Source organism: Pseudoflavonifractor gallinarum (assembly GCF_014982855.1).
GTDB lineage: Bacteria > Bacillota > Clostridia > Oscillospirales > Oscillospiraceae > Pseudoflavonifractor_A > Pseudoflavonifractor_A gallinarum.
The window spans coordinates 46,488-67,243 of the sequence record NZ_JADCKF010000004.1 but is presented as its reverse complement, the minus strand read 5'-3'; the positions used below and the strand labels follow the sequence as shown (position 1 = coordinate 67,243).

The 20,756-nt window shown below is 53.1% G+C and carries 31 protein-coding genes; 28 read left to right on the top strand and 3 right to left on the bottom strand.

Features of this window, described 5'->3' with window-relative positions:
- Positions 1–5: 5 nt before the first annotated feature.
- The gene (locus INF37_RS05570; protein WP_081029064.1) at positions 6–260 is read left to right on the top strand and encodes a helix-turn-helix domain-containing protein; all 255 of its coding nucleotides are present in this window, start codon (positions 6–8) and stop codon (positions 258–260) included.
- Positions 261–408: 148 nt separating this feature from the next.
- On the opposite strand, the gene INF37_RS05565 is transcribed toward INF37_RS05570, so the two are convergent.
- From INF37_RS05565 to INF37_RS05555, 3 genes are all read right to left on the bottom strand, one after another.
- Entirely contained in the window at positions 409–744 is a 336-nt protein-coding gene (locus INF37_RS05565) for a helix-turn-helix domain-containing protein (RefSeq protein WP_055270369.1), read from the bottom strand.
- 168 nt (positions 745–912) lie between these two features.
- A complete protein-coding gene (locus INF37_RS05560) occupies positions 913–1,470 on the bottom strand; it encodes an SLOG family protein (protein ID WP_193537001.1) in 558 nt (185 codons plus the stop codon).
- 127 nt (positions 1,471–1,597) lie between these two features.
- Positions 1,598–1,933 carry a helix-turn-helix domain-containing protein gene (locus tag INF37_RS05555; protein ID WP_055270373.1) on the bottom strand — a complete coding sequence of 112 codons (336 nt, stop codon included), beginning with the start codon at positions 1,931–1,933 and terminating at the stop codon, positions 1,598–1,600.
- Positions 1,934–2,384: 451 nt separating this feature from the next.
- On the opposite strand from INF37_RS05555, the gene INF37_RS05550 reads away from it, so the two are divergent.
- The 27 genes from INF37_RS05550 to INF37_RS05420 are packed head-to-tail and all read left to right on the top strand — an operon-like array spanning position 2,385 to position 20,747.
- Complete coding sequence (locus INF37_RS05550) at positions 2,385–3,500, top strand: hypothetical protein (protein WP_193536999.1); 1,116 nt, start codon at positions 2,385–2,387, stop codon at positions 3,498–3,500.
- 13 nt (positions 3,501–3,513) lie between these two features.
- Complete coding sequence (locus INF37_RS05545) at positions 3,514–4,896, top strand: DUF6138 family protein (RefSeq protein WP_193536997.1); 1,383 nt, start codon at positions 3,514–3,516, stop codon at positions 4,894–4,896.
- 10 nt (positions 4,897–4,906) lie between these two features.
- A complete protein-coding gene (locus INF37_RS05540) occupies positions 4,907–5,749 on the top strand; it encodes a DUF2262 domain-containing protein (RefSeq protein ID WP_193536995.1) in 843 nt (280 codons plus the stop codon).
- Positions 5,750–5,780: 31 nt separating this feature from the next.
- A complete protein-coding gene (locus tag INF37_RS05535) occupies positions 5,781–6,059 on the top strand; it encodes a hypothetical protein (protein WP_087170179.1) in 279 nt (92 codons plus the stop codon).
- A gap of 19 nt (positions 6,060–6,078) precedes the next feature.
- On the top strand, positions 6,079–6,312 hold the full coding sequence (locus INF37_RS05530; protein WP_193536992.1) for an Imm17 family immunity protein: 234 nt from the start codon (positions 6,079–6,081) through the stop codon (positions 6,310–6,312).
- A 13-nt stretch (positions 6,313–6,325) separates the two neighbouring features.
- A complete protein-coding gene (locus INF37_RS05525; RefSeq protein WP_055270385.1) occupies positions 6,326–6,538 on the top strand; it encodes a hypothetical protein in 213 nt (70 codons plus the stop codon).
- A complete protein-coding gene (locus INF37_RS05520; RefSeq protein ID WP_193536990.1) occupies positions 6,535–6,930 on the top strand; it encodes a hypothetical protein in 396 nt (131 codons plus the stop codon). Before INF37_RS05525 ends, INF37_RS05520 begins: the two co-directional genes overlap by 4 nt.
- Positions 6,921–7,508, top strand: a complete 588-nt coding sequence (locus INF37_RS05515) for a hypothetical protein (protein ID WP_193536988.1) — start codon at positions 6,921–6,923, stop codon at positions 7,506–7,508. The genes INF37_RS05520 and INF37_RS05515 overlap by 10 nt, the downstream gene beginning before the upstream one ends.
- A gap of 10 nt (positions 7,509–7,518) precedes the next feature.
- Complete coding sequence (locus INF37_RS05510) at positions 7,519–8,658, top strand: hypothetical protein (RefSeq protein WP_193536986.1); 1,140 nt, start codon at positions 7,519–7,521, stop codon at positions 8,656–8,658.
- Positions 8,659–8,695: 37 nt separating this feature from the next.
- Positions 8,696–9,040, top strand: a complete 345-nt coding sequence (locus tag INF37_RS05505; protein ID WP_193536984.1) for a hypothetical protein — start codon at positions 8,696–8,698, stop codon at positions 9,038–9,040.
- A gap of 44 nt (positions 9,041–9,084) precedes the next feature.
- Positions 9,085–9,570 (top strand): SMI1/KNR4 family protein, encoded by a 486-nt coding sequence (locus tag INF37_RS05500; protein ID WP_193536982.1) that lies wholly within the window; start codon positions 9,085–9,087, stop codon positions 9,568–9,570.
- A gap of 11 nt (positions 9,571–9,581) precedes the next feature.
- Positions 9,582–10,202: a hypothetical protein gene (locus INF37_RS05495; protein ID WP_193536980.1), complete on the top strand. Its 621-nt coding sequence runs from the start codon at positions 9,582–9,584 to the stop codon at positions 10,200–10,202.
- A gap of 13 nt (positions 10,203–10,215) precedes the next feature.
- Positions 10,216–10,806: a hypothetical protein gene (locus INF37_RS05490; RefSeq protein ID WP_193536978.1), complete on the top strand. Its 591-nt coding sequence runs from the start codon at positions 10,216–10,218 to the stop codon at positions 10,804–10,806.
- A 14-nt stretch (positions 10,807–10,820) separates the two neighbouring features.
- Positions 10,821–11,660 carry a DUF2262 domain-containing protein gene (locus INF37_RS05485; protein WP_193536976.1) on the top strand — a complete coding sequence of 280 codons (840 nt, stop codon included), beginning with the start codon at positions 10,821–10,823 and terminating at the stop codon, positions 11,658–11,660.
- A gap of 13 nt (positions 11,661–11,673) precedes the next feature.
- On the top strand, positions 11,674–12,177 hold the full coding sequence (locus INF37_RS05480) for a DUF2004 domain-containing protein (protein WP_193536974.1): 504 nt from the start codon (positions 11,674–11,676) through the stop codon (positions 12,175–12,177).
- The gene (locus INF37_RS05475; protein ID WP_193536972.1) at positions 12,167–12,490 is read left to right on the top strand and encodes a hypothetical protein; all 324 of its coding nucleotides are present in this window, start codon (positions 12,167–12,169) and stop codon (positions 12,488–12,490) included. Before INF37_RS05480 ends, INF37_RS05475 begins: the two co-directional genes overlap by 11 nt.
- A gap of 27 nt (positions 12,491–12,517) precedes the next feature.
- Positions 12,518–13,114 (top strand): hypothetical protein, encoded by a 597-nt coding sequence (locus INF37_RS05470; RefSeq protein WP_193536970.1) that lies wholly within the window; start codon positions 12,518–12,520, stop codon positions 13,112–13,114.
- Positions 13,115–13,136: 22 nt separating this feature from the next.
- A complete protein-coding gene (locus INF37_RS05465) occupies positions 13,137–13,772 on the top strand; it encodes a hypothetical protein (RefSeq protein WP_186964254.1) in 636 nt (211 codons plus the stop codon).
- Positions 13,773–13,798: 26 nt separating this feature from the next.
- Positions 13,799–14,353, top strand: coding sequence for an SUKH-3 domain-containing protein (locus tag INF37_RS05460; RefSeq protein ID WP_193536968.1), 555 nt, complete (start codon positions 13,799–13,801; stop codon positions 14,351–14,353).
- A 23-nt stretch (positions 14,354–14,376) separates the two neighbouring features.
- Positions 14,377–15,231, top strand: coding sequence for a YwqG family protein (locus INF37_RS05455; RefSeq protein WP_193536966.1), 855 nt, complete (start codon positions 14,377–14,379; stop codon positions 15,229–15,231).
- 4 nt (positions 15,232–15,235) lie between these two features.
- On the top strand, positions 15,236–16,240 hold the full coding sequence (locus INF37_RS05450) for a DKNYY domain-containing protein (RefSeq protein WP_193536963.1): 1,005 nt from the start codon (positions 15,236–15,238) through the stop codon (positions 16,238–16,240).
- Positions 16,241–16,256: 16 nt separating this feature from the next.
- Complete coding sequence (locus INF37_RS05445) at positions 16,257–16,802, top strand: hypothetical protein (protein WP_193536960.1); 546 nt, start codon at positions 16,257–16,259, stop codon at positions 16,800–16,802.
- A gap of 16 nt (positions 16,803–16,818) precedes the next feature.
- On the top strand, positions 16,819–17,145 hold the full coding sequence (locus tag INF37_RS05440) for a DUF5713 family protein (RefSeq protein ID WP_193536958.1): 327 nt from the start codon (positions 16,819–16,821) through the stop codon (positions 17,143–17,145).
- Between the two features lie 5 nt (positions 17,146–17,150).
- Positions 17,151–17,501, top strand: coding sequence for a DUF6572 domain-containing protein (locus INF37_RS05435; protein ID WP_328821044.1), 351 nt, complete (start codon positions 17,151–17,153; stop codon positions 17,499–17,501).
- A 36-nt stretch (positions 17,502–17,537) separates the two neighbouring features.
- Entirely contained in the window at positions 17,538–18,269 is a 732-nt protein-coding gene (locus INF37_RS05430; protein ID WP_456239154.1) for a DUF4241 domain-containing protein, read from the top strand.
- A 14-nt stretch (positions 18,270–18,283) separates the two neighbouring features.
- The gene (locus INF37_RS05425) at positions 18,284–19,243 is read left to right on the top strand and encodes an NTF2 fold immunity protein (RefSeq protein ID WP_193536952.1); all 960 of its coding nucleotides are present in this window, start codon (positions 18,284–18,286) and stop codon (positions 19,241–19,243) included.
- A gap of 22 nt (positions 19,244–19,265) precedes the next feature.
- The gene (locus INF37_RS05420; protein WP_193536950.1) at positions 19,266–20,747 is read left to right on the top strand and encodes a hypothetical protein; all 1,482 of its coding nucleotides are present in this window, start codon (positions 19,266–19,268) and stop codon (positions 20,745–20,747) included.
- The last annotated feature ends 9 nt before the right edge of the window (positions 20,748–20,756 follow it).

The window sequence follows — 20,756 nt, the reverse complement described above, 5'->3', positions numbered from 1 at the left end:
GGAACATGAATGGATTTCGCAGTATCTATGCTTCGGATCTGAGCCATCGGGCCAAGAGCGTCTATATGTATCTCAAGGACCGGGCAGACAGTGAAGGCCGCTGCTGGCCGGCCATTAAGACCATTGCATTGGAACTTGGGCTTTCCCGTTCTACTGTTAAGCGAGCGTTGGATGATCTCGTTAGAGCTGGACTGCTTCGAAAAGATCCTCGTTGGCGAGAAAATGGCAGCTACACTTCTAACCTGTACCAGATTACCTAAGTGTGTCACTGAAAAATCAAACGCAAAAAAGCAGACTCTTCCCGCCAGGGGGAGAGTCTGCTTTTTAGGTGAACCAAGGATAGGGTCATGATGAGCCAACCAGAAGTGCCCACTCTAAGAAGCACTAATTCAGAAAAGAAACAATAACTTACTCTTGATCCATACTTGAATACTGTATAAGCACATCAACTACCGCAAGAATGCGTTCTATATCGTAAGCTGGAAGATTCTGCATTCGGTCCATCAGACGAGAAGCATCAGCCTGATGCTTCTCCACCAATAGACTACTCAGCACCATATCGGATGATACCTCCAAAGCGTTCAAGAGTACAATGAAGGTTTCGAGTGATGGTATTTTTTCTCCCCGCTCCAGCGCACCGACATAGTTGATACTCAACCCAGCCATCTCTGCCAGGTCTTCTTGTCGCAGATTCCTCATCAAACGGAACTTGCGTATATTTCTTCCTATGGACTCAAGTTCCATCGTGATACCTCCTGCGAGTGTATATAGTACCACTAATAGTATAGATTGAGTCCAAGAAAGAATACACATTCCATTAGCGTTGACGGAAACTCTAATGGTATTGATTGTTGGTGAAATTTATCTTATAATATCCAATAATAGCGACTGCATTTTGACCTCGATATACAATCAACCTGCACGGGTAAGCTCAAGGGAACATGAATCAATAATCCAGACTGCTTTATTTTTTGTACGGGCGTATCTTACAGTGGAGCCGGTTCCGCTCGATGATCCATCCCAAACGGCAAGCAGTATATCGGCATGATTTACCATGTATTGGTTCCTTTTCTGCATGCAGTCTGATGTATATTGTTTCTGGAGCATTGTTTCATGATCACACAGCTCTGCGATTTTATAGTATCGGTCTCTCAAAGGTTCGGACCATTTTGCAGCCTGTGTTTCACAAGGAATGGCAGCTTCCAGCGTGATGAAAGGATACTCTGCTTTCAGTTCAAGAACGATTTCAGCGGCGTACATGTCCACGCCAATAGCCATTCCCGAAATGAAGTGCCGGACACCTTCTTGCTCAATCAACTGCACGATACAATCGCGGAGTTTTTGCTTTAACGCAATGCACCGATCATCATTCTCATTAAAACGGAATGGTAAGTTCTGAGGTCTGTGGCCTGTGAAAGCACAGGTTCGGCCTTTATCAGAAGACATACGAAATAGATTTGTGATTTTCATGCTGATGCTCCTCCTATGTATTAGCGTATTAAGCTATATCGCTAATACATAGTATAGCATACACTACGCAAAATGTGTCGAAATAAAACGAAGGGCCGCAAGAAACCCTTGCAGCCCTCGAAATGAGTCAATCCATCTTCTTTTTTGCTTGTTTAATCATTAATTCTACGATTTCCAGTATCCGTTGCTGCTCTTCAGCCGGAAGCTCTTTCAGCTCCTCGGAGAGAATGCCAGAGCGGTACTCACTGGTATGCGTTATAACATCGCAGAAAATCGCATCCGCAGATGTTTCGAGTCCGTTGATGATGGCAATCAATTTTTCGCAGCGCGGAAAAGAGGCACCTCTCTCAACGGTGGAAATATAGTTTGTTGTCAAACCAAGACGCTCGGCAAACTGTTCTTGTGTCAAACCTAATTGCTCGCGGCATTGCTTGATTCGTTCTCCAATGCGCTTATCAATCATTCAACTTTCACCGCCCCTTTCTGTGTCGATACAAATTAGTATAAGTATTAGCGAGGTATCAATACAGAAACGCTAATACGCAGAGTGTGTATTAGCGAATTGGAATCAAGGCAAAAAAATAAAAAACATTCCGTGAACAAAATGTAAACATTTTCTCAATTTCCATAAAAAAGAATCAAACCTGAAACTGATTATGGTATAATAAAATTTGAATTTATGCCCTTATATCTTATGGGCTGTTAATATTGTGGAGTAGTCGTATGATCACACAGAATGGAATAGCGCCATTTGTCGCTTTTAGATATGAACGAATTATTTTAGCTGTTGAAGAAACCACATCGGCAAATAGATGTGGCTCCTCTCTTGCGGCCTTTTCACGCCCTGCGTCAGCCTGTCCAAGTGACAGCGTGTCGCAGGGCGTTTTTCTATCTTTGGAAAGGAGTCAAAGAATATGAGCCTGAAGTACACCTGCCCCGGCTGTGGGACACCCTTGGGCTATGAGGGATTGTGCTGGAAATGCAAATCTGAACAGGAGCGGAAGGCTGCTCTTGCTTGGACCCCGGAACAAATCATAGAGAAGCAGAGAAACCTGATTCAGAACATCCAGCGGCTGGCGGAGATGGAAGACCCGGAATTCACCGACTTCTGGCAGCTGCTTAGCTACCATAATGCCATCGCCCCGGAGATCCAGCGGGCGGCACTGGCCGCAGAGGTGTTCTGGCCCTGTGAGATCTATTATCACGCTCCCGCCGATGTGCGGGATGGTCTGATTCATGCGCTGTTGTCCGCGGAATATTCCAGTGCGGCCTCCAACCTGATGAGTTGCCTTGCTATGCAGGGAGATGACAAGGCAATGGAGACGCTGCTGGAGCTGGAGCGAAATCCCCGGCCCTGGCGCAAGGGCCTCTATGTGGACCCATCCAGCTATGCACAGATCGGCGGCTGGACCTTCGACAAGGAGGGCCAGAAAATCCAACTCAACTTCGATAGCTGCTATCCTATGGTCAAGGGAACCACCGGCGAGAAATCTCCCGTCCGCATTGGCCGGGCACGGGAGGACACCTGCCCTCACTGCGGCGGGCGTATGGTGGATATGTTGGTGCTGGATGGCCGGGATGAGCGGCTGAAATTTCTGGGGCTGGATGGTATCCTGACTTCCACTTGCTGCCCCAACTGTGTGGGATTTTTGAAAGGTCCAGCCTTTAACAGTTTTACCCTGGATGGCGGCGTGGAAGTCTTTCCCTCCGAGCTCTTTGACGGGGCGGAGAAGACGGATTGCTATGTCAGTCCCGAGGACTACAAGGCTCTCACGGAAAATTCCTTTGTGCTGGGCGAAGCGCCGGTGCCCCTGTTTTACGGCGCGGCCTGCCAGGATGTGAACACCATCGGCGGCTTTGCCAACTGGGTACAGGACGCGGAATATACGACCTGCCCTCACTGTGGAAAGCCCATGAAGTATCTGACCCAGATCCAGTGGGATACGGTGTTTGACTGTGCGGAGGGGACGCTTTATGTGGAGTTCTGCCCGGACTGCCAGATCGTATCCATGCAGCACCAGCAGACCTGAGAGGAGAACCGATATGAGTTTACCAAAGCGCGACGGCGTGCATGACCGTTATTACCTGATTCATAAACCGGATACCTACCCGGAGGTGCTGGCTGAGGCGGATGTCTGTATTCAGGACATTCTGGACGGGACCGCCCGGGAGAACCACTCCACCTATCCGACCGTGGTGCGGAACCACAATGGAACGCCGTTTCTCCCCGATCAGCTACTGGAGCGGTATCTGTTCCAATTTCCGCTGAAGGGCTTTCCCTATGAGGACGCGGTTGCCTTCTGCGACGCCTTGCGGCGGCTGGTGGGCTGGAAGGAGATCGACTATACATTGCGGCAATACATCGAAAAGCAGGTGCGGGACCGGTACTTTGAGGTTGGAGAGCGGGAAGATTTCTTTACGGCTTTTCCACCCTGTACCGTGAGGCCGGAGCTGCGCCCGGAGGATGTGGATGAGAATCTGCTGTGCTTCGCCTGTTATGTGGCGGTCTGCTATACCGTGTATGGAATGAGTTTTGAGTATCTCACCACCGAGCATATCCTTGGCCTGATTTCCCAGATTCGTCCTGACATGGTAAAGAAACTGAAAACCAATGGCACCGGCAAATTGCCGCCTAATATCCAAAAGCGGAAAACAAAGCACCTGACCGCATCAGCCAACGACGCTTTCGCCACCATCCGCATTACCTCCAGGGACTGCACCGAGGGGTGCTTCGATGAGGCGCTGAGCTATCTGGTGGAGGTGTTGGAGCAGCCGGAGTTCCCCCGCAGCTACTCCATCGAGTTCCGCGGGCCGGAGAAGATCTACTTGCCCATCCCCGGTCTGCCCAAGAAGGGTGTCAACCAGCTCTTTGCCTGTGCGGTGCGATACCCCCGCCTCCATGTGCGGATGGAGAATTATGCCCGGCTTGCCATGCAGGAGGATGAGATGTACCAAAACCTCTCCGATGAGATCTGCGCCCTGCCCGGCACCTTCGCCGTGTTTGCCCTGGGTCTGGAGGGAGAACGATGGGCACCGCTGGTGACGGAGTATCTGGATCTCTGTGACGACGAACACTCCTCCCTGCAAGAGAAATTTCTTCATGCCTTGATCCGGAAGTTTGGTTTTCAACCATGGACACTGGGGGTATTGGTGCGGGGCGCATTGTCCATGCAGTGGCTGAAGCCTGCCAAGGAATTCCGCAGCCTGATCGCCAGTGCGGAAAGCCTGGATGCGCTGCTGGCAGTCAAGCGCCGCTTTTCCGCTTATCTCCTGCCGGAAGAGGATAAGGACCCGAAATTCCGGGCTATCGCTTGGCAGAGCCTGCTCTGGGCCATCTGGGGCAAAGATTCTGAAAACGGCGGCAGCAAGGTCATCAAGTCGGCGCCCGAGGAACTGAAAGAGAAATACCAGCAGGTATTTGCGTAAGGAGAACGCCATGAAAAAGAGAACGGTCAAGGACTTTATTGCCCTGTACGCCCCAGAAGATGAGGAAAAACTGGTACTGATCCAGGACGGTGTCAGCGCAGACAAAACCTTTCTGGATACCTACTGGGCGGCGCATACCCATGCCCTCGCCATGGCGGATGTCCAGACCGGACAGGCGATCTCCGGTCGATGCTACCTGAGCTGGCCGCTGACGGACAAGGAACGGGATGCCGGCGACTATTCCAAGCGGTTTACCAAGGGCCAGATCTACCGGATCAAAGCCCGCGGCTGGAAAGGTGATGCCCTCTACGAACCTCAGTGGTATGTCACTGAGGTACTGGAGGAAGGCGTACCCTGTCCGGCACTGGAGGAGATTTGGGCGGAATACACAAAGCCCATTCTTCTGGAGGATGAAGTGCTGGGAACCCTCACGCTGGATCGTGAGATGAGCATATTCGAGGGGACCTGTAAGTGGATGGGAAAAGAAGTCCGGATCTCGTTGGATGTGGAGATTGAAAAGAAAGCGTCCTGGACCCGTGTCACCAATGTGATGAAGAAACTGGTGGCAGACCAGGAAACCTGGGATAAGTCCCTGCGAGCGATGGCTGCCCAGAAGCTCATCGCTCAGGCCAACGAGTGGCTGGCGGACAATAACCAGACCGCCCGGGACCCGAAACAAGACCCCATCACCGAGGATGAGTTTGCCCGGCGCATCCTCCTCACCGAGTTTACAGTATCTCCCGGCGGCCGTTTTACCGCCTGGTACGAGGATGACGATATGTTCTGGGGCCATGTGATCACTGTGGATGGAACGCTGAAAAAAGGCCCCGTTGACGCTGAGATACAGGGCTGACTACAACCGTTTATGGGAGGAGGTGCCCATTATGTGCGAGCACTGCCGTAACATTCAAACATGGAGAAAATTTGATGCCCCCAAGGACTACCTGGCTTGTATTGCCTATATCCAGCAGTTGGTGGAACAAGGTGAATTTGAACTGATTGCAGAGGAATCCACCTGTCCGCTGGAGAAGGTAAAGACTGAGGATGGGTGGGCAGACGAAATTATGGCTCACATGATTCGATGCAAGCACTGCGGTCAGATCTTCACCTGTGTAGTCAACACCTGGCGAGGCAGCGGACACTTCAAAAAAGGCAAAGGATGACTGGAAGGAGGAAACCTAAATGAACAGCGAGCAGATCACGGCTTTTTTACAGGAGCATTGGTATATTGCCTCAGTGATCATTGGGGTCGTGATTTTGATTGGAGCAATCCGCAACTGGAATTGGCTCTGCGACCCTACCGGCAAACCGGATTCTCACCGCTATGGACGCGGCTCCCGGCGGGTGATCTTCTTCCTGCTGGGTGTCCTTCTAATCGTGGTGAGCATCTGGGGATTTATGCTGAAATTGCAATAAAAGGAGCGATCCCATGACCCAAGAAGAACAGATCCGCCTCTATCGGCTGATGGAAAAGCTCAACTGGTTTTTCCACCAAGAGATGCACTACCTGGATCGGGAAACGGCGGAAAAGACCGCACGAGAGTGTTACCCGGAGATTCGGGATTTTACATACGATATTTTATGGAATGACCTGCCCAAAGAGGTCCAGGAGCAGCTCATGGACGAGGAGGAATCCCTATGAGTACGCTGATTTGCTCTTTTGATGGTCTGCACGACAACAGAGTCCTGCGCTACTACGCTGACTTTGAAGCCCACATCCTGCACATGGATACCCAGACCGAGGCCGGAGAGAAAGTATCCGTTCACTTTACTGGCCTGCTGGCCCACTGGTTTGAAAATGTGGTCCAGGACAACATCCTCTTCGGCATGGATGAGATCAGCGTGGACGCTTTTTTTGAACAGTACAAAGACCTGCTGGGCGGGGCCATCTCTTACGGCTTTCCCGCCTGTTGCAGCATCGAGGAACTGCGGGAGCGCATGGATCGGGAGCACATCCGGGTATTTGTCATTGATTCTTCCCTTGGGCTGTGTGGATTTGTATTGGCTCAGGAGGTGGAACTGCAATGTCTATAACTGCCTATAAAGTGGAAGCCGTCGGTCATGACCGAACCGGCGAAGACTATGGCTATGTAAATATCATGTACCGCTATGGCAACAAGCAGTCTTGTCTTCGGCCAGATCAATGTGAAAAGATAGAGGTCATGTGGGCGGATGAGAGCGTCTACGGGCCGCCTGCTCCTGGCAGCAAGGTGGGCGATTTTATACAGACATGGCTGATGGGCTCCTGGGACTGTGGAGTATTTACCCACCGGGAGATTGCCCAGCGGCTCATGGATACCTTCACCGGTCTGAAGATCAAGGAACTGGCGTGGTTTGAGAACCCCAGGGAAAAGACTCTGAAAAATGGTAAACCGCGTACACGCCGGGCCAAGTGGCTGCCGGACCGGGAGGTGGATCTGGTCTACCTCTATTCCGACCGCTATCTTGACGCCAGAAATCCCTCTCCCTCCGAAACCGACTTCTTCACCGTCACAAGGATGGATGCCTGGGGCGTGAGCACCTGGTTCATGTGTACCCCAGAGGCCGCCGGGAAACTGATCGCCATGGATTACGACAATCTGGCTGTCAAGGAAACCACCATTGTGGGATAGGAGAAAATGAATGATGACTTTGGAACAACTGCCCCCCAAGGGCGTAAAGCGAGAACAGGCCATTTTGGAGCTGGGCAAGGAGGAAGCAAACGGCGAACTGCTGTTCCAGCTTGTGAATACAGAAAAGGGCAAATGCAAAACGGCTGCTCAGAAGGCTTTGGCGCAGCTGGAGTATGCCCCTGCTGCCCCACTGTGGGCCAAGCTGGTCAAGGGCAAGTGGATGGGCAGCAATATCATGTCGGATGCCTGCTCCGACTGTGTATCGGAGCAGATTGCCCCAGTTATTCTGAAGACTCTCTCCCAGCTGCTGGACGAGGGGGACACAAAGCCACTGGATATAGAACAACTGAACTTCTGTTTCCATTTGATGTTGGGGAAAGCCTCGCCTAAAATGCTGGAGGTCTACCGCTTCCTGGCGGAGAACACCCAGCGGATCGCCCAGCTGAAACGCGCGCCTGTTTATTCCGATGATGACTGCACCTCCTGGTGGATCACGGACGGGCTTCGCATTTGGGATGCCACACCAAAGGAAAAAGAGAAAATTCCCGCTGTGGTGCTGACCGCCTCCCTGATCCGCAACCCGGATGAGCGACTGCAAGCATTGGCTGATGAACTGAATGAACACTACGGCGGCAGCTGGCTGATGCCGGTCTTTATGAAGGCGATCATCACCCAGCCCAAGGAGCAGGTGTATGAAACCTATTCGCCCCTTCTGGATACGCCGCAAAAAGGCTATTTGTTCCATGCGCTGGGAATGCTCCATTACCGCTGTTATCCGGAAGGCTGGACCTATGAACGCCTGGGCCCGGATGGAATGATCGCTCTGATTTTCTGGGGGGATTATAGCTATGGAACCTATGACACAAGGTTTATGATTGAACGCTATGTGGATCTGGATGAGCGGTGGCTCTTTGATCTGGCCAAGGACCCGGAGGGCCGCAAACCTACGGTGACATGGCAGACCTACAATCGGGGCGGTGTGCTATATGGAAGCTACGACGAAATGTTCATCAGCCTGCTGCCCCGCAAGGTGGAAAACCCGGAACTGAAGCGCATTCTGCGGGACTACTTCCGTATTCGCAGCGAAAAAGTGAGAGTGGAAGAAAGTATTACGGTTTACAAAGACGCTGCTGAGCGGTTTGGCGATTAAGTGAGAATAGAGGGACTGGCCAAAGGAGTGATACAGCATGATTGGGACAGATGAAAACCGGGCGGTGCTCCATGTGGAGGTCATCTTCTGGGGCGGCAAGAGAAAGGCTCCCCCCAGCCTGGTCAGTGGAAAGTATCGTCCCCATTTTGTTGTCACAGGAACCAATGAATATCTGGGGGTGTGCTTCCTGGATGGAACGGAGCGTTGTGCATTTGATGAAACGGCTTTGGGGAATGCTCAGTCCCTCTACCCGGACACTGTGGACTACGGCCCGCTGGAAAACAATGCGGAATTTTTGATCTATGAGGGAGCCAATGTCGTTGGTAAGGGCCGGGTGCTGGGCCGGACTGTTCCCCATCAAGTAAAGAAGCAGAGAAAGTAGATGACCTATGAGCGAGGATGAGTTTGAGGAATGAGGAGAAGTCGATGAATGCATTACTTGAAAGCCTGACCAAATCTCTGACAGAACAGGGTTGGAAAGTCGAGATGCAGGAAAACAATCAAATTCCAGCAGAGATTGCTCAGCGTTATGATTCACTTCCAACGGATTATATAGATTTCCTCCGAAACATGAAAGTGTGTGTCAACAGTGCAGAAACCGTGTGGATGCTTTGCCCGGATGACTTTGCCCCACAGGGAGAAGACGGATTTGCCTGGAACGAGTTTGAAAAAATGAGTCTGGATGCCGTCGAAGGAGACAACAGCTGGACAGCGGAAATCAAATCTTTCTGGAACGAACATCTGCCTATCTGCTTGTCACTGAAAGATGGATATTCCTACTATGCCCTGTGCCTGAAAGATGGAACCATTGTCACCGGAGAGGAACCGGAGTTTGAAGAAACAACAGAGGTTGCCCCTTCTTTTCAGGATTTCCTGCAAATGCTCTGCAATGGCGAGTTGGATTTGGAATAAGGAGTAAGGCCATGACATCCATAGACTTTCTGAACAAGGTACATAAAAGCCTGGACTCCCAGGAATATAACCTCTCTTATTCTCCAGCCAAGTCCAAGAATTATATGCTGTACTGCAATGGCAACTTCATCGGCGGCCTGTTCGATGAGGAGCTGTGCTTCGTCTACGCCGACAGTGTGAGTGAACTGCTGGGGCAGCCGGACCCCGTCTACCGCGGCTACTCCAGCACCGCCCAGCACAGGATGCTGGTGATCCCGGAGGAACACTGGGCGAAGGCGCTGAAACTCCTCTATGCCGAAAAATTTGACTGGAGCCGTTTGGTGTACGACATCACCTACACCAGCATTGGCGCGGCTGTGGTGGAGGACTTCTACGACGAGAATGTGGTATTCCTGCGCTTCTGCTTTGAAAAGGAACTGCTGAAAAAGAACCCTCTGGACCGGCAGGGCCGTATCCTGCGGATGGTCTATCTCAATCAGGACCTGACAAAAGCGGGCAAATATCTGTTCCCCAGACTGCTGCAAAAGTTCCTCGTTTTTACAGATCGCAAAGGAAAAACCAGTCTGGAAACCATGCTGAATCGGTGGTACACCGCTCTGGAGAAGGAGTACCGCAGCCAGATAACGGAATAAGGAGGGCGGCAACATGACAGAAGAAAACAGAACCTACATCACCCATCTCAAGGCCGCTGATGTCCCGTGGCACCGGCTCACCACCGCCTATGGCCGGGGGACGGATTTTCCCGCACACCTGACCGTGCTGGAGCAGATGCGTGATTTGGCGTCCGTCAAAGAGTCCCTCTACGAGCTCACCACCAACATGGAGCACCAGAGTACCCTTTGGCACGCCACCCCCTTTGGCATGGTGTTCCTGAGCCGAATTCTGGAGAAGGCCCTCGCAGAGAGCGGGCAGAACCCCGTAGCCCATTTCCTGGCCGGGGAACTGCTGGACTTCTTTGCCTGCATCCTCCAGTGCTTCCACGATGGAGATGAGATGGAGCACGCCGAGGCACTGCCGCAGTTCTCCGATCTGCTGAAGGAAGAATACCTGTGGTCGGAGGAATACGACGAGGAAGAAGATGAGATGCGCTACGAGGAGGACGAGGTCTTCCCCGATGACCTGTTCTACAGCTTCTATTACTACTCCTGGCAGGCAGTGAAAGCCTACCAGGATGGATTGGTGCAAGTCCCGGCAGAGTTCGCGGGGCCCGCTGCCGAGGTGCTGGAACTGCTGTAAAGGAGGCTGCACCGATGTTTGAAGAATTCTATGAGATGTACGAGCCCGAGGAACAGGAAGTGGTCGCTCTGATCAATCGCTGCATTGGGGGCGGATATAACTGGAAAGGCAAGTTTTGGGAAATGACCGTTGTGACGCTGGGTATGGTGTTCTGTGACACCGGCAAGGTCAGCACCAAAGAGGAGCGGCTGGAATGGCCGGTCACCGAGGAGGAACGCAATAGCGACAAGGGCTGGGGACGCTTTGGCAAGGAGCAGATCTGCCGCCTGAAGCTCCGCCGGATGAAAGAAGAACGGGCGAAGGATCTGGTGGTGCGACCCTGGTGTATCTCCCAGGTGGTCAAGGCCCACGAGGACTGCCCGGAACTCCAGGCCGTTCTGGACGAGTACCACAAGCCGGTGGTGATCCAGGACCAGGTGCTGGGAGAACTGACACTGGACAAGGACTATGATACCTTCGAGGGCGAAATCCAGTGGTGCGGAAAGGATGTGAGCCTTTCTCTGGAAGTCAATGCCGAGAGCAAGCCCTCCTGGACCCGCGCTCGCAGTGCCGCCAAGAAGCTGCTGGCTGACTGTGACACCTGGGACAAAGCCATGCGGGAGCTTGCAGCCAAGAACCTGACCGAGCTGGCCAACAACTGGCTCTCCCAAGATAAAGAAAATCCCCGTAACCCGGAAACCGACCCCATCACAGAGGAAGAATTGGCCCGGCGGATCAGCATGACGAGCCTGTCCGTCACCTCCGGCGGCAGCTTCACCGCCTGGTTTGACTGCGACGAGATGTTCACCGACCATGCAGTGACGGTCTATGGCTCCTTGAAAAAGGGCCTCAAAACTGCCAACATTGAGGGGTAAGGAGGATAACATTATGAAACTGAACTGTAAACGCATTGATTTTACATATACCCCCGGCGAGGAAATCTTCAACTTTCCCGAGGAATCGGGACTGCCCTTTATCTTCGATGTAGAGGAAGAACTGACTGCTGATCCTGCTGCCATGGATGTGGTGGGAGGAATGTTGGATGAGGCGGAGCAATTGGCGGAAAAGGCCAAAGCCGCCATCAAAGCGGCGCTGGCGGACGAGGACAGCCGCTACCATAGCGTTGTGACATTTTTCATGGAGTTCCATCGGGACGATGTAGGCCCGGATATTGCGGCGGAACTTTTTCCGGGAACCGACCCGGCCAAGCTGTCCTTTGCCGAGATGGTGGACTTTTTGAAGCTCAAGCGGTTCGGCAGTCTGGTAGATGACGAGATGAATCAACAAGTTTTCATTATGGATCTGTCCTTCAACCCGGAGATCACTGACGAGCTGATGGTAATCTACTTTGACTTGAACAAGGAGATTTTCTGTATTACCCATGAAAGCTGAATTTGTTGCCTGTATTTTTGAGCCTGAGCCTGTCCAGTGGGGGCTGCGGGGTGACCCTTTCCTGTGGCGGCTTCTGAAGGAGCGGTATCAGGCGGTGGAACTGCCGTATCCCCCCAATGTTCTCCGAGAGGAAATCCTCCACATCTTTGCGGATTTGACCGGAGAGCTGCCGGAGCCGGGCAAACACTACTATGTAGATCAATTTGCCAAAACTCATGTAGGAATGTCCACTGGTTGGATCTGCGGAGATTTTTGGCAGGCTACGGCAATCCCACTGTTGATGGAACGGCTGGAGCAGGCCAATCGTTCATAAAGGGACGCCAGGAAAGGAGGTGCGGCGATGAGACAGAACAGTAATCAGACGAAGCATCTGCCCACACTTCTGGTTCAGCAGATCCGCCTGCAATGGTATAAAGACTGCCGGGGCGGAAATGCGGCCGCACAGCGGAACCGGTATCCCAGAGCCATGCGTCTGCCTAAAGACTTCTTCTCCTATTATCCTTTTGGTCTACCTACTCACTTTGCATCTATCATACAGAGGCCCGATAGATTTCAGATCGATAGGGACTGTCGTAGGCTGATGGAATGGAAGCCGAATGGCACAATGCGGCTTCACCCTTTTGAACTGATTCAGCAGGAGCACGGAATCCATGTGCGCTACCGCAATGATTGGCACATCGGGGCGATGCCGGAGCGATATACCTACGATAAGACCGGGCAGAAACAGCCTCTCAATGAGCTGGCATTGGATTTGGCTCCCGGCGAGTATGGGAGAGCTGTCTGCAATGGGCGGTTCCGGGACTGGGATACAGGAATCTGGTATTATGTACTGGATATTTTGAATGTGATGCCGCTTACAGAACCCACTGACTCATTGACCAGTTTTACGGACAGAGAGCCTAATAAGATATATACCCAGATTGACCAACTGTGGTGACGAAAGACAGGAGGATAACCACATGATTTCCACAAAAGATTTATCTGGCCTTCCCAATGCGGAGCGCCTGAAAAACTTCTGCAAAGGGCTGGCAGCTCTGGACATCATCATGGTGGAGGAGGAATGGAGCTTCATCCGCCACTATACATACAACCCCGCATGGCGAAAAGGCAAAGAGGCATTCTTTGCCACTGATGGCAGTGACCAAAGCATGATCGTCATGTTTGCCCCGGAAGGCTGTGTAATCAACGGTGTGGATTCCGAACTCTACGACTGGGAGGAAAAACTTCCCCGTATCGAAGACCTGACGGATGGAATGCCCTCTGCTCTGCAAAAGCTCATGGGCAGCCGTGAAGTCAAAAAGATGAAAAGTACCTTCTGCGTCTGGACGGAAGATGGCACCACCTGGCACTGCAATCCCATGGACGGCGAGGACGCATCCAAAGATCTGCTCTCCACGATTGATGGTAATCCACAGAGCTATGTGGATTACGGGAAGTGGTTTTACCCAGCAGACCTGCCTTTGGAGGCTGTGCGCCAGCTTGCTGATGGGGTTCCGGTAACAAAAGAACTGGTCGCTGTGTTGAACCCTAAGCGCAATGAATGGGAAGAAATAAAGGCGGGTCTGGACAAGATCGGGTATCCAAATGAACTTTGATTGGCAGCCGACAGGAGAGGATTCGAATGATCAAAGAACGCATCCCCATCTCCGGCGATCTCAAAAGCAAGGTCAAGCAGCTGATGGAGTACGCCGGATGGCGGGAAGGGCGAAAAGTGGACATCTCCATTGCGGAGAAGTATTACGCCGATCATGGTGTCCCTATGATGAAGACCACCCAGCGGTTTTACCGCAAGTATTTCGGCCTGTGCTGTGAGTGGTACCTGGAGCAGAAAAGACTGAGCTGGGCGGCTGACTTCCAATTCGCTTTGTTCCCTTACCTGGTCAATGGAATCAAAAACCATTTGGAAGAAGCCTATTTTCGGGATATGTCCGGCTGTGAACTGGCAGAGATCGAACAGGCTGCCGGTGAAAAATGCCAGCCTATCGGTCATATCGGCTACTACTACCCGGCGGAGGTTTGGATCTCCGAGTACGGGAAACTGTATGCGAAATATGAGTATCAGGATGAGATCGAGTGCTTTCCGGATGTGTTTGCCCTGATCGAACGGGACCTGCGGCAGTGTAAATTTGATTCCGCTGCCATGAAAACGGTTGAGGCACTGGATGGAAAGCTGTAAGAACTTAACAAGGAGGAACTGACATGAGCATCAAAGAGAAACTGGAGTCGTTGGGCAGAAACAGCATTCAGCTGAAAATTGCCAGAAAAGAAACATACAAGCTGGGCGCCACCCGCTTCGGCGGGAAGCCGGATGTGCCGCCGGACTTTGTTTGGCCCACCTATGAGGGCGAGAGCTATGACCATGTGGTGAAAGATCGTCCTCTCACTTTCCTGGCTCAGTTCAACTGTGCGGAGTTGGCCCAGTTTGATAAGGAGCATCTTCTGCCCGATCACGGCCTGCTCTCCTTCTTCTATGAAACGGATACCCAGTGCTGGGGCTATGACCCCAAGGATCAGGGCTGCGCCCGCGTCTATTGGTTTGAGGATCTTTCGGCGCTGTCCGCCGCTGACTTCCCGGCGGATATGGAGGAAGACTTCAAATTTCCTATGGTTAAAATCAAGATGGACTCAAAATACTCCTATCCTTCCTGGGAGGACTTCAGCGATGTGTTCCCGGATGAGGAGGATGACGACGCTTTCGACGATGCATGGGAGGAACTGACCGGCGAGGACCCCGAGAACCCGGATGATCGCTCCCAGCTGCTGGGTTGGCCCGATGTGATCCAGAACAGTATGTTCGACGAGTGCGACCTGGTATCCCAGGGCTATGGCCTGGGCAATCCAGAAAACAGGAATAGAATCCCGAAAGATATCCGTCAGCGGGCAGAAGAAACAGCCCGTGACCGCTGGATGTTGCTGTTCCAGCTGGATATCGTGGAGCTTGGCGACTTTGAGCTGATGTTCGGAGACTGCGGGCACATCTATTTCTACATTACCAAAGAGGACCTGGCCGCCCGCCGCTTTGACCGGATCTGGCTGATCCTCCAGTGCTATTAAAAATATGAAACAGGACTTTACTATTTGGCGCAATCAAATATTGCAGAATCCGCGGGACATTTCACCGCTGAAATTCGGCATGTCACAGGATGAGGTGATAGAGATTTTCGGCAAGCCCGATGCTGTTTCCACCATGAGAAGCGACGGGAAACCTTTGATCCTTAAATATCATGACATTGAACTGCATTTCGATAGAAAGGCCCCTCATGGACTCTACTTAGTTTACAGCGACGACGAGATCGAGCTGAGCATAACAGATCATCACGAAGAACTGCTGCAGCCGATCACCAGCACAGAGCCGGTGGACAACGAATTTTTCCTTCGGGATGGAGCCGTTTATTTCTCTGGCCTATATGAAAACGGCTTGTTGAAGGGTGTTTCGCCCAAAGACTTCTGCTGTTGGCATTACTGGGGCAAATCCTCTACGGCCTGCTTTCTCGGCGGGATTCGCCTGCGTGGAGCAGACCCGGCATCGTTTCGGGTGTTAAACTATGCCTACGCGATGGACAAAACAGCCGTCTACACCACCAGCGGGAGAATCCCAGATGTAGAGCTGACAACCTTCCAGGTGTTGGACAATGGCCAGAACGATTCGGGTGCGCCACAGGGATATGCAAAGGACAGCCGGCAGGTCTACTTCCACAACGGAGACGGCAAGGTGAAGATCATCAAAGGCACGGAAGTTTCCTCTTTCCGCTCGTTGGGCGATACCTATTTTGCCAGGGATGAGAAACGGATCTATGCCTACGGGAAGCAGCTTCCCAAAGCGGATCTGCCCTCATGGGAATTGCTCGGTCACTGGTATTCCCGCGATGCCAAGCGGGTGTACTACCTCAACCGGGAGATCAAGGGGGCGGATCGGGACAGTTTTATGGTATGCACCCCGCCAGACGCACCTCCGCTTGCCGATCATCTGGCCCGTGACAAGGAACATTTTTACCAAAACGATGAGATGATTGAAGAACCGCTGTGGCTGGAAAGGCTACATGAGTTAGAAGCAGAACAGTAGACGGAGGAATACGGCTATGGATTATTTGAAAGTACTGCATGAAAACCCCGATTTGGCAGAGGAGTTTGATTCCCTTTTTGACTTCTTCCTGCTGGATGAGTTGTCCCCAAGGGATGATGCGGAAGGCCGATACACCTTCTCACTGCCCGGTATGGCCTTTGCCAGAGATGGCTCAGGCGGTGAATACCATTTGCTGGAGGATGGCTCCATCGGCTATAACGGTAGCGAAGGTCAAGCGGGGCGTCTGGCTGAGAGCATGGATGACCTTTTTTCACTGATCGTGAGCTGCATCTGCTGGCACGACTGCTGTGACGCAAAGGAGTATGTGGACTCCAAAACACTGGAGGAATACGGACAGAGGCAGCGCAACATCAACTTGGAAGATATGGATATGGACAGCTGGCAGCGGGTAGCTGATGCTCTCGGTATCCCTACCGACGAGCCGATGGCACCGGTTCTGGAGCGATTCCGCAAAGCAACACAGCGTGAGCCTCTGTACCAGTGTATATTCCATGAGGACGATGGAAGTTTGACCGAATCAGATGGCTTGATGTTTGAATGAGAAAGGAGCAATCCCTATGAAAGCATTTGACCCCAATTACAAACTGCTGGACGAGATGTATCAGGACGATTACTATCCTGCTTTTCTGGTAGACAAGGTAAAGGACGAACTCCAAAAAGTCATCGACCTGCTGGAGAGCGGCGAAACCGACACCGAAGTGGTGCAGGAAAAGCTGGATGAGGCGGTCTGCGGCATCAATGATCTCCAGGAGGAGTTTGACGAGAACGACAGTGAGATCGAAACGGTGGCCCGGGACTGCATCGGCGTCACTGTAGACTACATTTTGAAGTGGTTTGGCATTCCCATTGATATGGAGGAGGCCATCCGGGAAAGGGACTGGTGAAAACGATGTCCATTGAAAATATGTTTGGCGACCTGGATAAGATCGACATTCTGGCGGAAAAAACTGAGACAAAGGAAGTTTTGATGGCCCTCGTCTGCAACGGATTCATTGACGGCTCCCCGGAAACACAGACGGCTCTGTTGGACAAGATGGAGGGCTATCTGAACCACACCCAAAGCGAGGAATTTCAAAAGGAATATGGGGATTGGTCCGTGATTTTGCGTGTGACCCTTGACCGGGAGCCGGATGAGCGCATCCTGGCCCTGCTCAGCAAGTGCCCCGCATGGGCGGAGGACTACGGCGTAAAGCTGGAAATTGAAATTGGAGGAAAACAGGTTCGCATTGTAGAGAGCTGACCGATGCTTAAACCGAATCAACAGGAGGGAACTCCCATGCCGACTGCCGAGTGGCTGAACAAATACGAATCGATTAAGGACAAACTGGCCTGCAAAACGGACCTGGACGCCCATTTCACAGAGAAAGTGATTGGGAATATGGGCGTGGATGTGCTGGACATCGGCACCGTCCATTTTCCCACCGGGACGATCTTCGCCTGCGATCCGCTGGTGGAGCTGGAGGACACACCGCCCTTTATACAGACAATCCCCGCCGGGACTTATCCGGTGAAGATCTGTGTGGTGCCCAGTGAAAAATATGGTGACCGCTATGCCTGTGTCAAGGTGGAGGTCAGCGGGGAAAAGCCTGTCCGCTATGAGCTGGGCATGACCGGCAAAGAGGATCTGGACGAGGAATTGGGCGAGGACGAGTATTTTGGCTTTGGCGTAGACGCTGGAATGGGCTGTGTTGCAGACATCCAGACTCAGGCGGCCTTCAAGACCTACTGGGCCAAGCGTTTGGAAGAAGACCCGGACATCGACCCCTACAATGACCTGTTCTGCGACCTTCTGGAGGAAAACGCCAAAGCCCACCCCAAATATCAGGGGGACTACGGCGACTGGCTCAACTGGACGGTACCGGACACGGACTGCAATCTGCCCATCTTTGCCTCTGGCTGGGGGGACGGCTACTATCCGGTCTACTTCGGCTATGACGCGAAAGGTGAAATCTGCGCCGTGTATGTGCGCTTCATCGACATTGAAGCCAGCTACAAGGAGCAGGCGTAAGGAGGGAAGTAGCGATGGAATGGCCAAAACGGGCGCGGACAGCGGACTGGGCAAGTGGTGTCCTGACCTTAGACGGAGAAAAGCAATTTGAAGTCCCGGAGCTGACCGCAGAGATCATGGAGCGGCTGGCCGGTTACACCCTGGTGGGCTTTCATGTGAAAGGCTATCCGATGACGGATGAACTGCTTGCCCCCTTTGCCAGCCATAAAAGCATGGCCAACTTCGGCGTGGAGGACGGCGCGCTCACTGACGCCTGTTTCCCCGTTTTTTCCGCTATGCCCAAGCTGCGCTATCTGCTGCTGGACGGCAATGCCGCCATCCACGGCAGCGGTCTGTCCGCCTTGCAAGGCTGCAAGCTGGATCTTATCACTCTCAACCGCACCGGGCTGGATGATGCCGGACTACTCCAGGCGGCCTCCATCCCCAAACTCTCCCACATCCAGATAGACCATACCGCCGTTACCTATGAGGGCCTACTGGCCATCGCTGGCAACAACCGCATTGAGCCGGTGGCCCATGTGCAATTCACCAAGGAGCAGATGGAAAACTTCTCCCAGCTCCAGCGGGAAAAGGCAAAAAAGCCCGTCCAACTGGACGGGCAGGCGGCGGAAGAATGTCGCAGAATCTTGTCCGCTTTCTTTGCCGAGATGACAGAATGGGAGCAGTACATGGAGCAGGCCGGGTTTGAGGATGCCCAGGCTGTGCCCCGCCTGCTGGCGATCTGGGAAAAGTATGTGAGCGAAAAGCCCCGTCCGGGCTACCGGCCTCTGGGCCTCTCATACAGTGCCCAGGGCACCTACAACGGAGAAGAATTCCTTGACGCGGAGCAGATCACCAAGAACAAGCTCTACATCTACACCAGGGAGAAAAACACCGGCTTTGACCGCCGTTTCCTCATGAAGCGTGTGGGCGAGGGCTGGAGGATCGACGCGGTGCAGGAGCGGCTGGACGGCTGGCAGCGAACAGGACTATAAGGTATCAGAGGGAGGCGCAGGTATGCGAGCACAAGCCGGAGAGGTCTATACAGTCTATAACCAATATCTGAAACGCTACACCGCCTGCCAGGTGGCCTATATTGCGCCGCCGGACACGGTGAGCAAAGAATCTTGGGCGGTGGTCCTCTCTCTGGATTGGGTGGGCGACGCCCCTCTGACTGCGGAGGAACTGCCCCATCTCCGCCCGCTCTACAAGGACTTCATGTACTGGTCCCGCGACCTCCATCTGCTGCGGGTACCGTTGGAGGTCCCGCCCCAGTATAAGCTGGTGGGCACACTTCCGCCCTTCACCGACCAGTCCTGCCGCTCCTATGGCAGCTGGAGTGACGGCTATGATGTGTACCTCCAGATCCGGTGGCAGGCCATTCCGGAGGAACGGCGGCGGGCCTTCAAGGAGGCCATGGAGAGCGAAGAGAAAACGGAAATCGGCGGTATCCCGGTGAAGGTCAGCAGCCATCGGGTGACGGACCAGTACGAACCATTCGATTCGGCGCTGGAACTAAAGGCGCTGCCCTGCCTCTCTACCCTTATCTGCGAGCGGTGGCACCCGGATCTGCTGGAGTTTTTGCAGGAAAACCCCTTTGTTGATGAAGTGACTTTGCTCAGCCACGGTCAGAGGACACTCGATCTGCGAGGCACCAGCATCAGAAAGCTGATGCTGGACATGACCGGGCTGGAGGAACTGTGGCTGTGTGAGGGAACGGAGCAGCTCCTGTTCCAGAACAAGGGACCGGACGCCTGTGCCATCCATGCCCCCGAAGATGGCGGCGGTTTGACTCTCCAATTTATCGGGGAATACCGCCCGCACACGGAACTGCCGAACCTACGGGGGCTGCATGGCATCGAACTGAAGGACTTTGAACTGACCGGGCTGGCTGCTGTCCATCCCCACCTGAAGGAACTGCGGCTCTGGGGCGCGCCGGGAAACCTGGGAAACTTCTCCGCCGTGGGAGGGTTCCGGGAATTGACGAACCTATCCACCTTCGACCTGTTCGGCTTCGGCGCGGATGACATCCCCACCCCGGAGCAGATGCCGGAGCTTCGCTGGTTCTGGATGACCAGCCTGCCGGAGAAGTCGGCAAAAGCGGCCAAACAGCTCTGGAAAAGCAAGCCGGGAATGGATCTGCGGATTACCAAGCCCCGGAAACCAGAGTGGCTGGCGCAAAACCTGGACAATCCCTTCCGGGGCTGGGACGGTGCGGAGCATATTCCCACCTCCGCTGCGAAAAAGGCAGCCAATCAATACCGCAAGACCCGTTCCCAGTTGATGAAGCTGGCCGCTGAACCGGGCGAGGACGCCCAGTCCCAGGCGCTGGATGCGGTGACAGCCTATACCCAGACCTTCAACAAGATGGGCTTTATCGAAACCGAGGAACGGGATGAAATCTACATGGCCCTGCGGGGTATCCTGGATGCCCTGCCGGGCGATACGCTCCAGAAAGGTGCTCTGATTGAGAAGTTTGATGAGCTTCGAGATTTTTGAGGAGGGGTT

Bases quoted from the DNA above. Each gene is read 5' to 3' on its own strand.
- INF37_RS05570 (WP_081029064.1), top strand. From the start codon at position 6: ATGAATGGATTTCGCAGTATCTATGCTTCGGATCTGAGCCATCGGGCC.
- INF37_RS05565 (WP_055270369.1), bottom strand. From the start codon at position 744: ATGGAACTTGAGTCCATAGGAAGAAATATACGCAAGTTCCGTTTGATG.
- INF37_RS05560 (WP_193537001.1), bottom strand. From the start codon at position 1,470: ATGAAAATCACAAATCTATTTCGTATGTCTTCTGATAAAGGCCGAACC.
- INF37_RS05555 (WP_055270373.1), bottom strand. From the start codon at position 1,933: ATGATTGATAAGCGCATTGGAGAACGAATCAAGCAATGCCGCGAGCAA.
- INF37_RS05550 (WP_193536999.1), top strand. From the start codon at position 2,385: ATGAGCCTGAAGTACACCTGCCCCGGCTGTGGGACACCCTTGGGCTAT.
- INF37_RS05545 (WP_193536997.1), top strand. From the start codon at position 3,514: ATGAGTTTACCAAAGCGCGACGGCGTGCATGACCGTTATTACCTGATT.
- INF37_RS05540 (WP_193536995.1), top strand. From the start codon at position 4,907: ATGAAAAAGAGAACGGTCAAGGACTTTATTGCCCTGTACGCCCCAGAA.
- INF37_RS05535 (WP_087170179.1), top strand. From the start codon at position 5,781: ATGTGCGAGCACTGCCGTAACATTCAAACATGGAGAAAATTTGATGCC.
- INF37_RS05530 (WP_193536992.1), top strand. From the start codon at position 6,079: ATGAACAGCGAGCAGATCACGGCTTTTTTACAGGAGCATTGGTATATT.
- INF37_RS05525 (WP_055270385.1), top strand. From the start codon at position 6,326: ATGACCCAAGAAGAACAGATCCGCCTCTATCGGCTGATGGAAAAGCTC.
- INF37_RS05520 (WP_193536990.1), top strand. From the start codon at position 6,535: ATGAGTACGCTGATTTGCTCTTTTGATGGTCTGCACGACAACAGAGTC.
- INF37_RS05515 (WP_193536988.1), top strand. From the start codon at position 6,921: ATGTCTATAACTGCCTATAAAGTGGAAGCCGTCGGTCATGACCGAACC.
- INF37_RS05510 (WP_193536986.1), top strand. From the start codon at position 7,519: ATGATGACTTTGGAACAACTGCCCCCCAAGGGCGTAAAGCGAGAACAG.
- INF37_RS05505 (WP_193536984.1), top strand. From the start codon at position 8,696: ATGATTGGGACAGATGAAAACCGGGCGGTGCTCCATGTGGAGGTCATC.
- INF37_RS05500 (WP_193536982.1), top strand. From the start codon at position 9,085: ATGAATGCATTACTTGAAAGCCTGACCAAATCTCTGACAGAACAGGGT.
- INF37_RS05495 (WP_193536980.1), top strand. From the start codon at position 9,582: ATGACATCCATAGACTTTCTGAACAAGGTACATAAAAGCCTGGACTCC.
- INF37_RS05490 (WP_193536978.1), top strand. From the start codon at position 10,216: ATGACAGAAGAAAACAGAACCTACATCACCCATCTCAAGGCCGCTGAT.
- INF37_RS05485 (WP_193536976.1), top strand. From the start codon at position 10,821: ATGTTTGAAGAATTCTATGAGATGTACGAGCCCGAGGAACAGGAAGTG.
- INF37_RS05480 (WP_193536974.1), top strand. From the start codon at position 11,674: ATGAAACTGAACTGTAAACGCATTGATTTTACATATACCCCCGGCGAG.
- INF37_RS05475 (WP_193536972.1), top strand. From the start codon at position 12,167: ATGAAAGCTGAATTTGTTGCCTGTATTTTTGAGCCTGAGCCTGTCCAG.
- INF37_RS05470 (WP_193536970.1), top strand. From the start codon at position 12,518: ATGAGACAGAACAGTAATCAGACGAAGCATCTGCCCACACTTCTGGTT.
- INF37_RS05465 (WP_186964254.1), top strand. From the start codon at position 13,137: ATGATTTCCACAAAAGATTTATCTGGCCTTCCCAATGCGGAGCGCCTG.
- INF37_RS05460 (WP_193536968.1), top strand. From the start codon at position 13,799: ATGATCAAAGAACGCATCCCCATCTCCGGCGATCTCAAAAGCAAGGTC.
- INF37_RS05455 (WP_193536966.1), top strand. From the start codon at position 14,377: ATGAGCATCAAAGAGAAACTGGAGTCGTTGGGCAGAAACAGCATTCAG.
- INF37_RS05450 (WP_193536963.1), top strand. From the start codon at position 15,236: ATGAAACAGGACTTTACTATTTGGCGCAATCAAATATTGCAGAATCCG.
- INF37_RS05445 (WP_193536960.1), top strand. From the start codon at position 16,257: ATGGATTATTTGAAAGTACTGCATGAAAACCCCGATTTGGCAGAGGAG.
- INF37_RS05440 (WP_193536958.1), top strand. From the start codon at position 16,819: ATGAAAGCATTTGACCCCAATTACAAACTGCTGGACGAGATGTATCAG.
- INF37_RS05435 (WP_328821044.1), top strand. From the start codon at position 17,151: ATGTCCATTGAAAATATGTTTGGCGACCTGGATAAGATCGACATTCTG.
- INF37_RS05430 (WP_456239154.1), top strand. From the start codon at position 17,538: ATGCCGACTGCCGAGTGGCTGAACAAATACGAATCGATTAAGGACAAA.
- INF37_RS05425 (WP_193536952.1), top strand. From the start codon at position 18,284: ATGGAATGGCCAAAACGGGCGCGGACAGCGGACTGGGCAAGTGGTGTC.
- INF37_RS05420 (WP_193536950.1), top strand. From the start codon at position 19,266: ATGCGAGCACAAGCCGGAGAGGTCTATACAGTCTATAACCAATATCTG.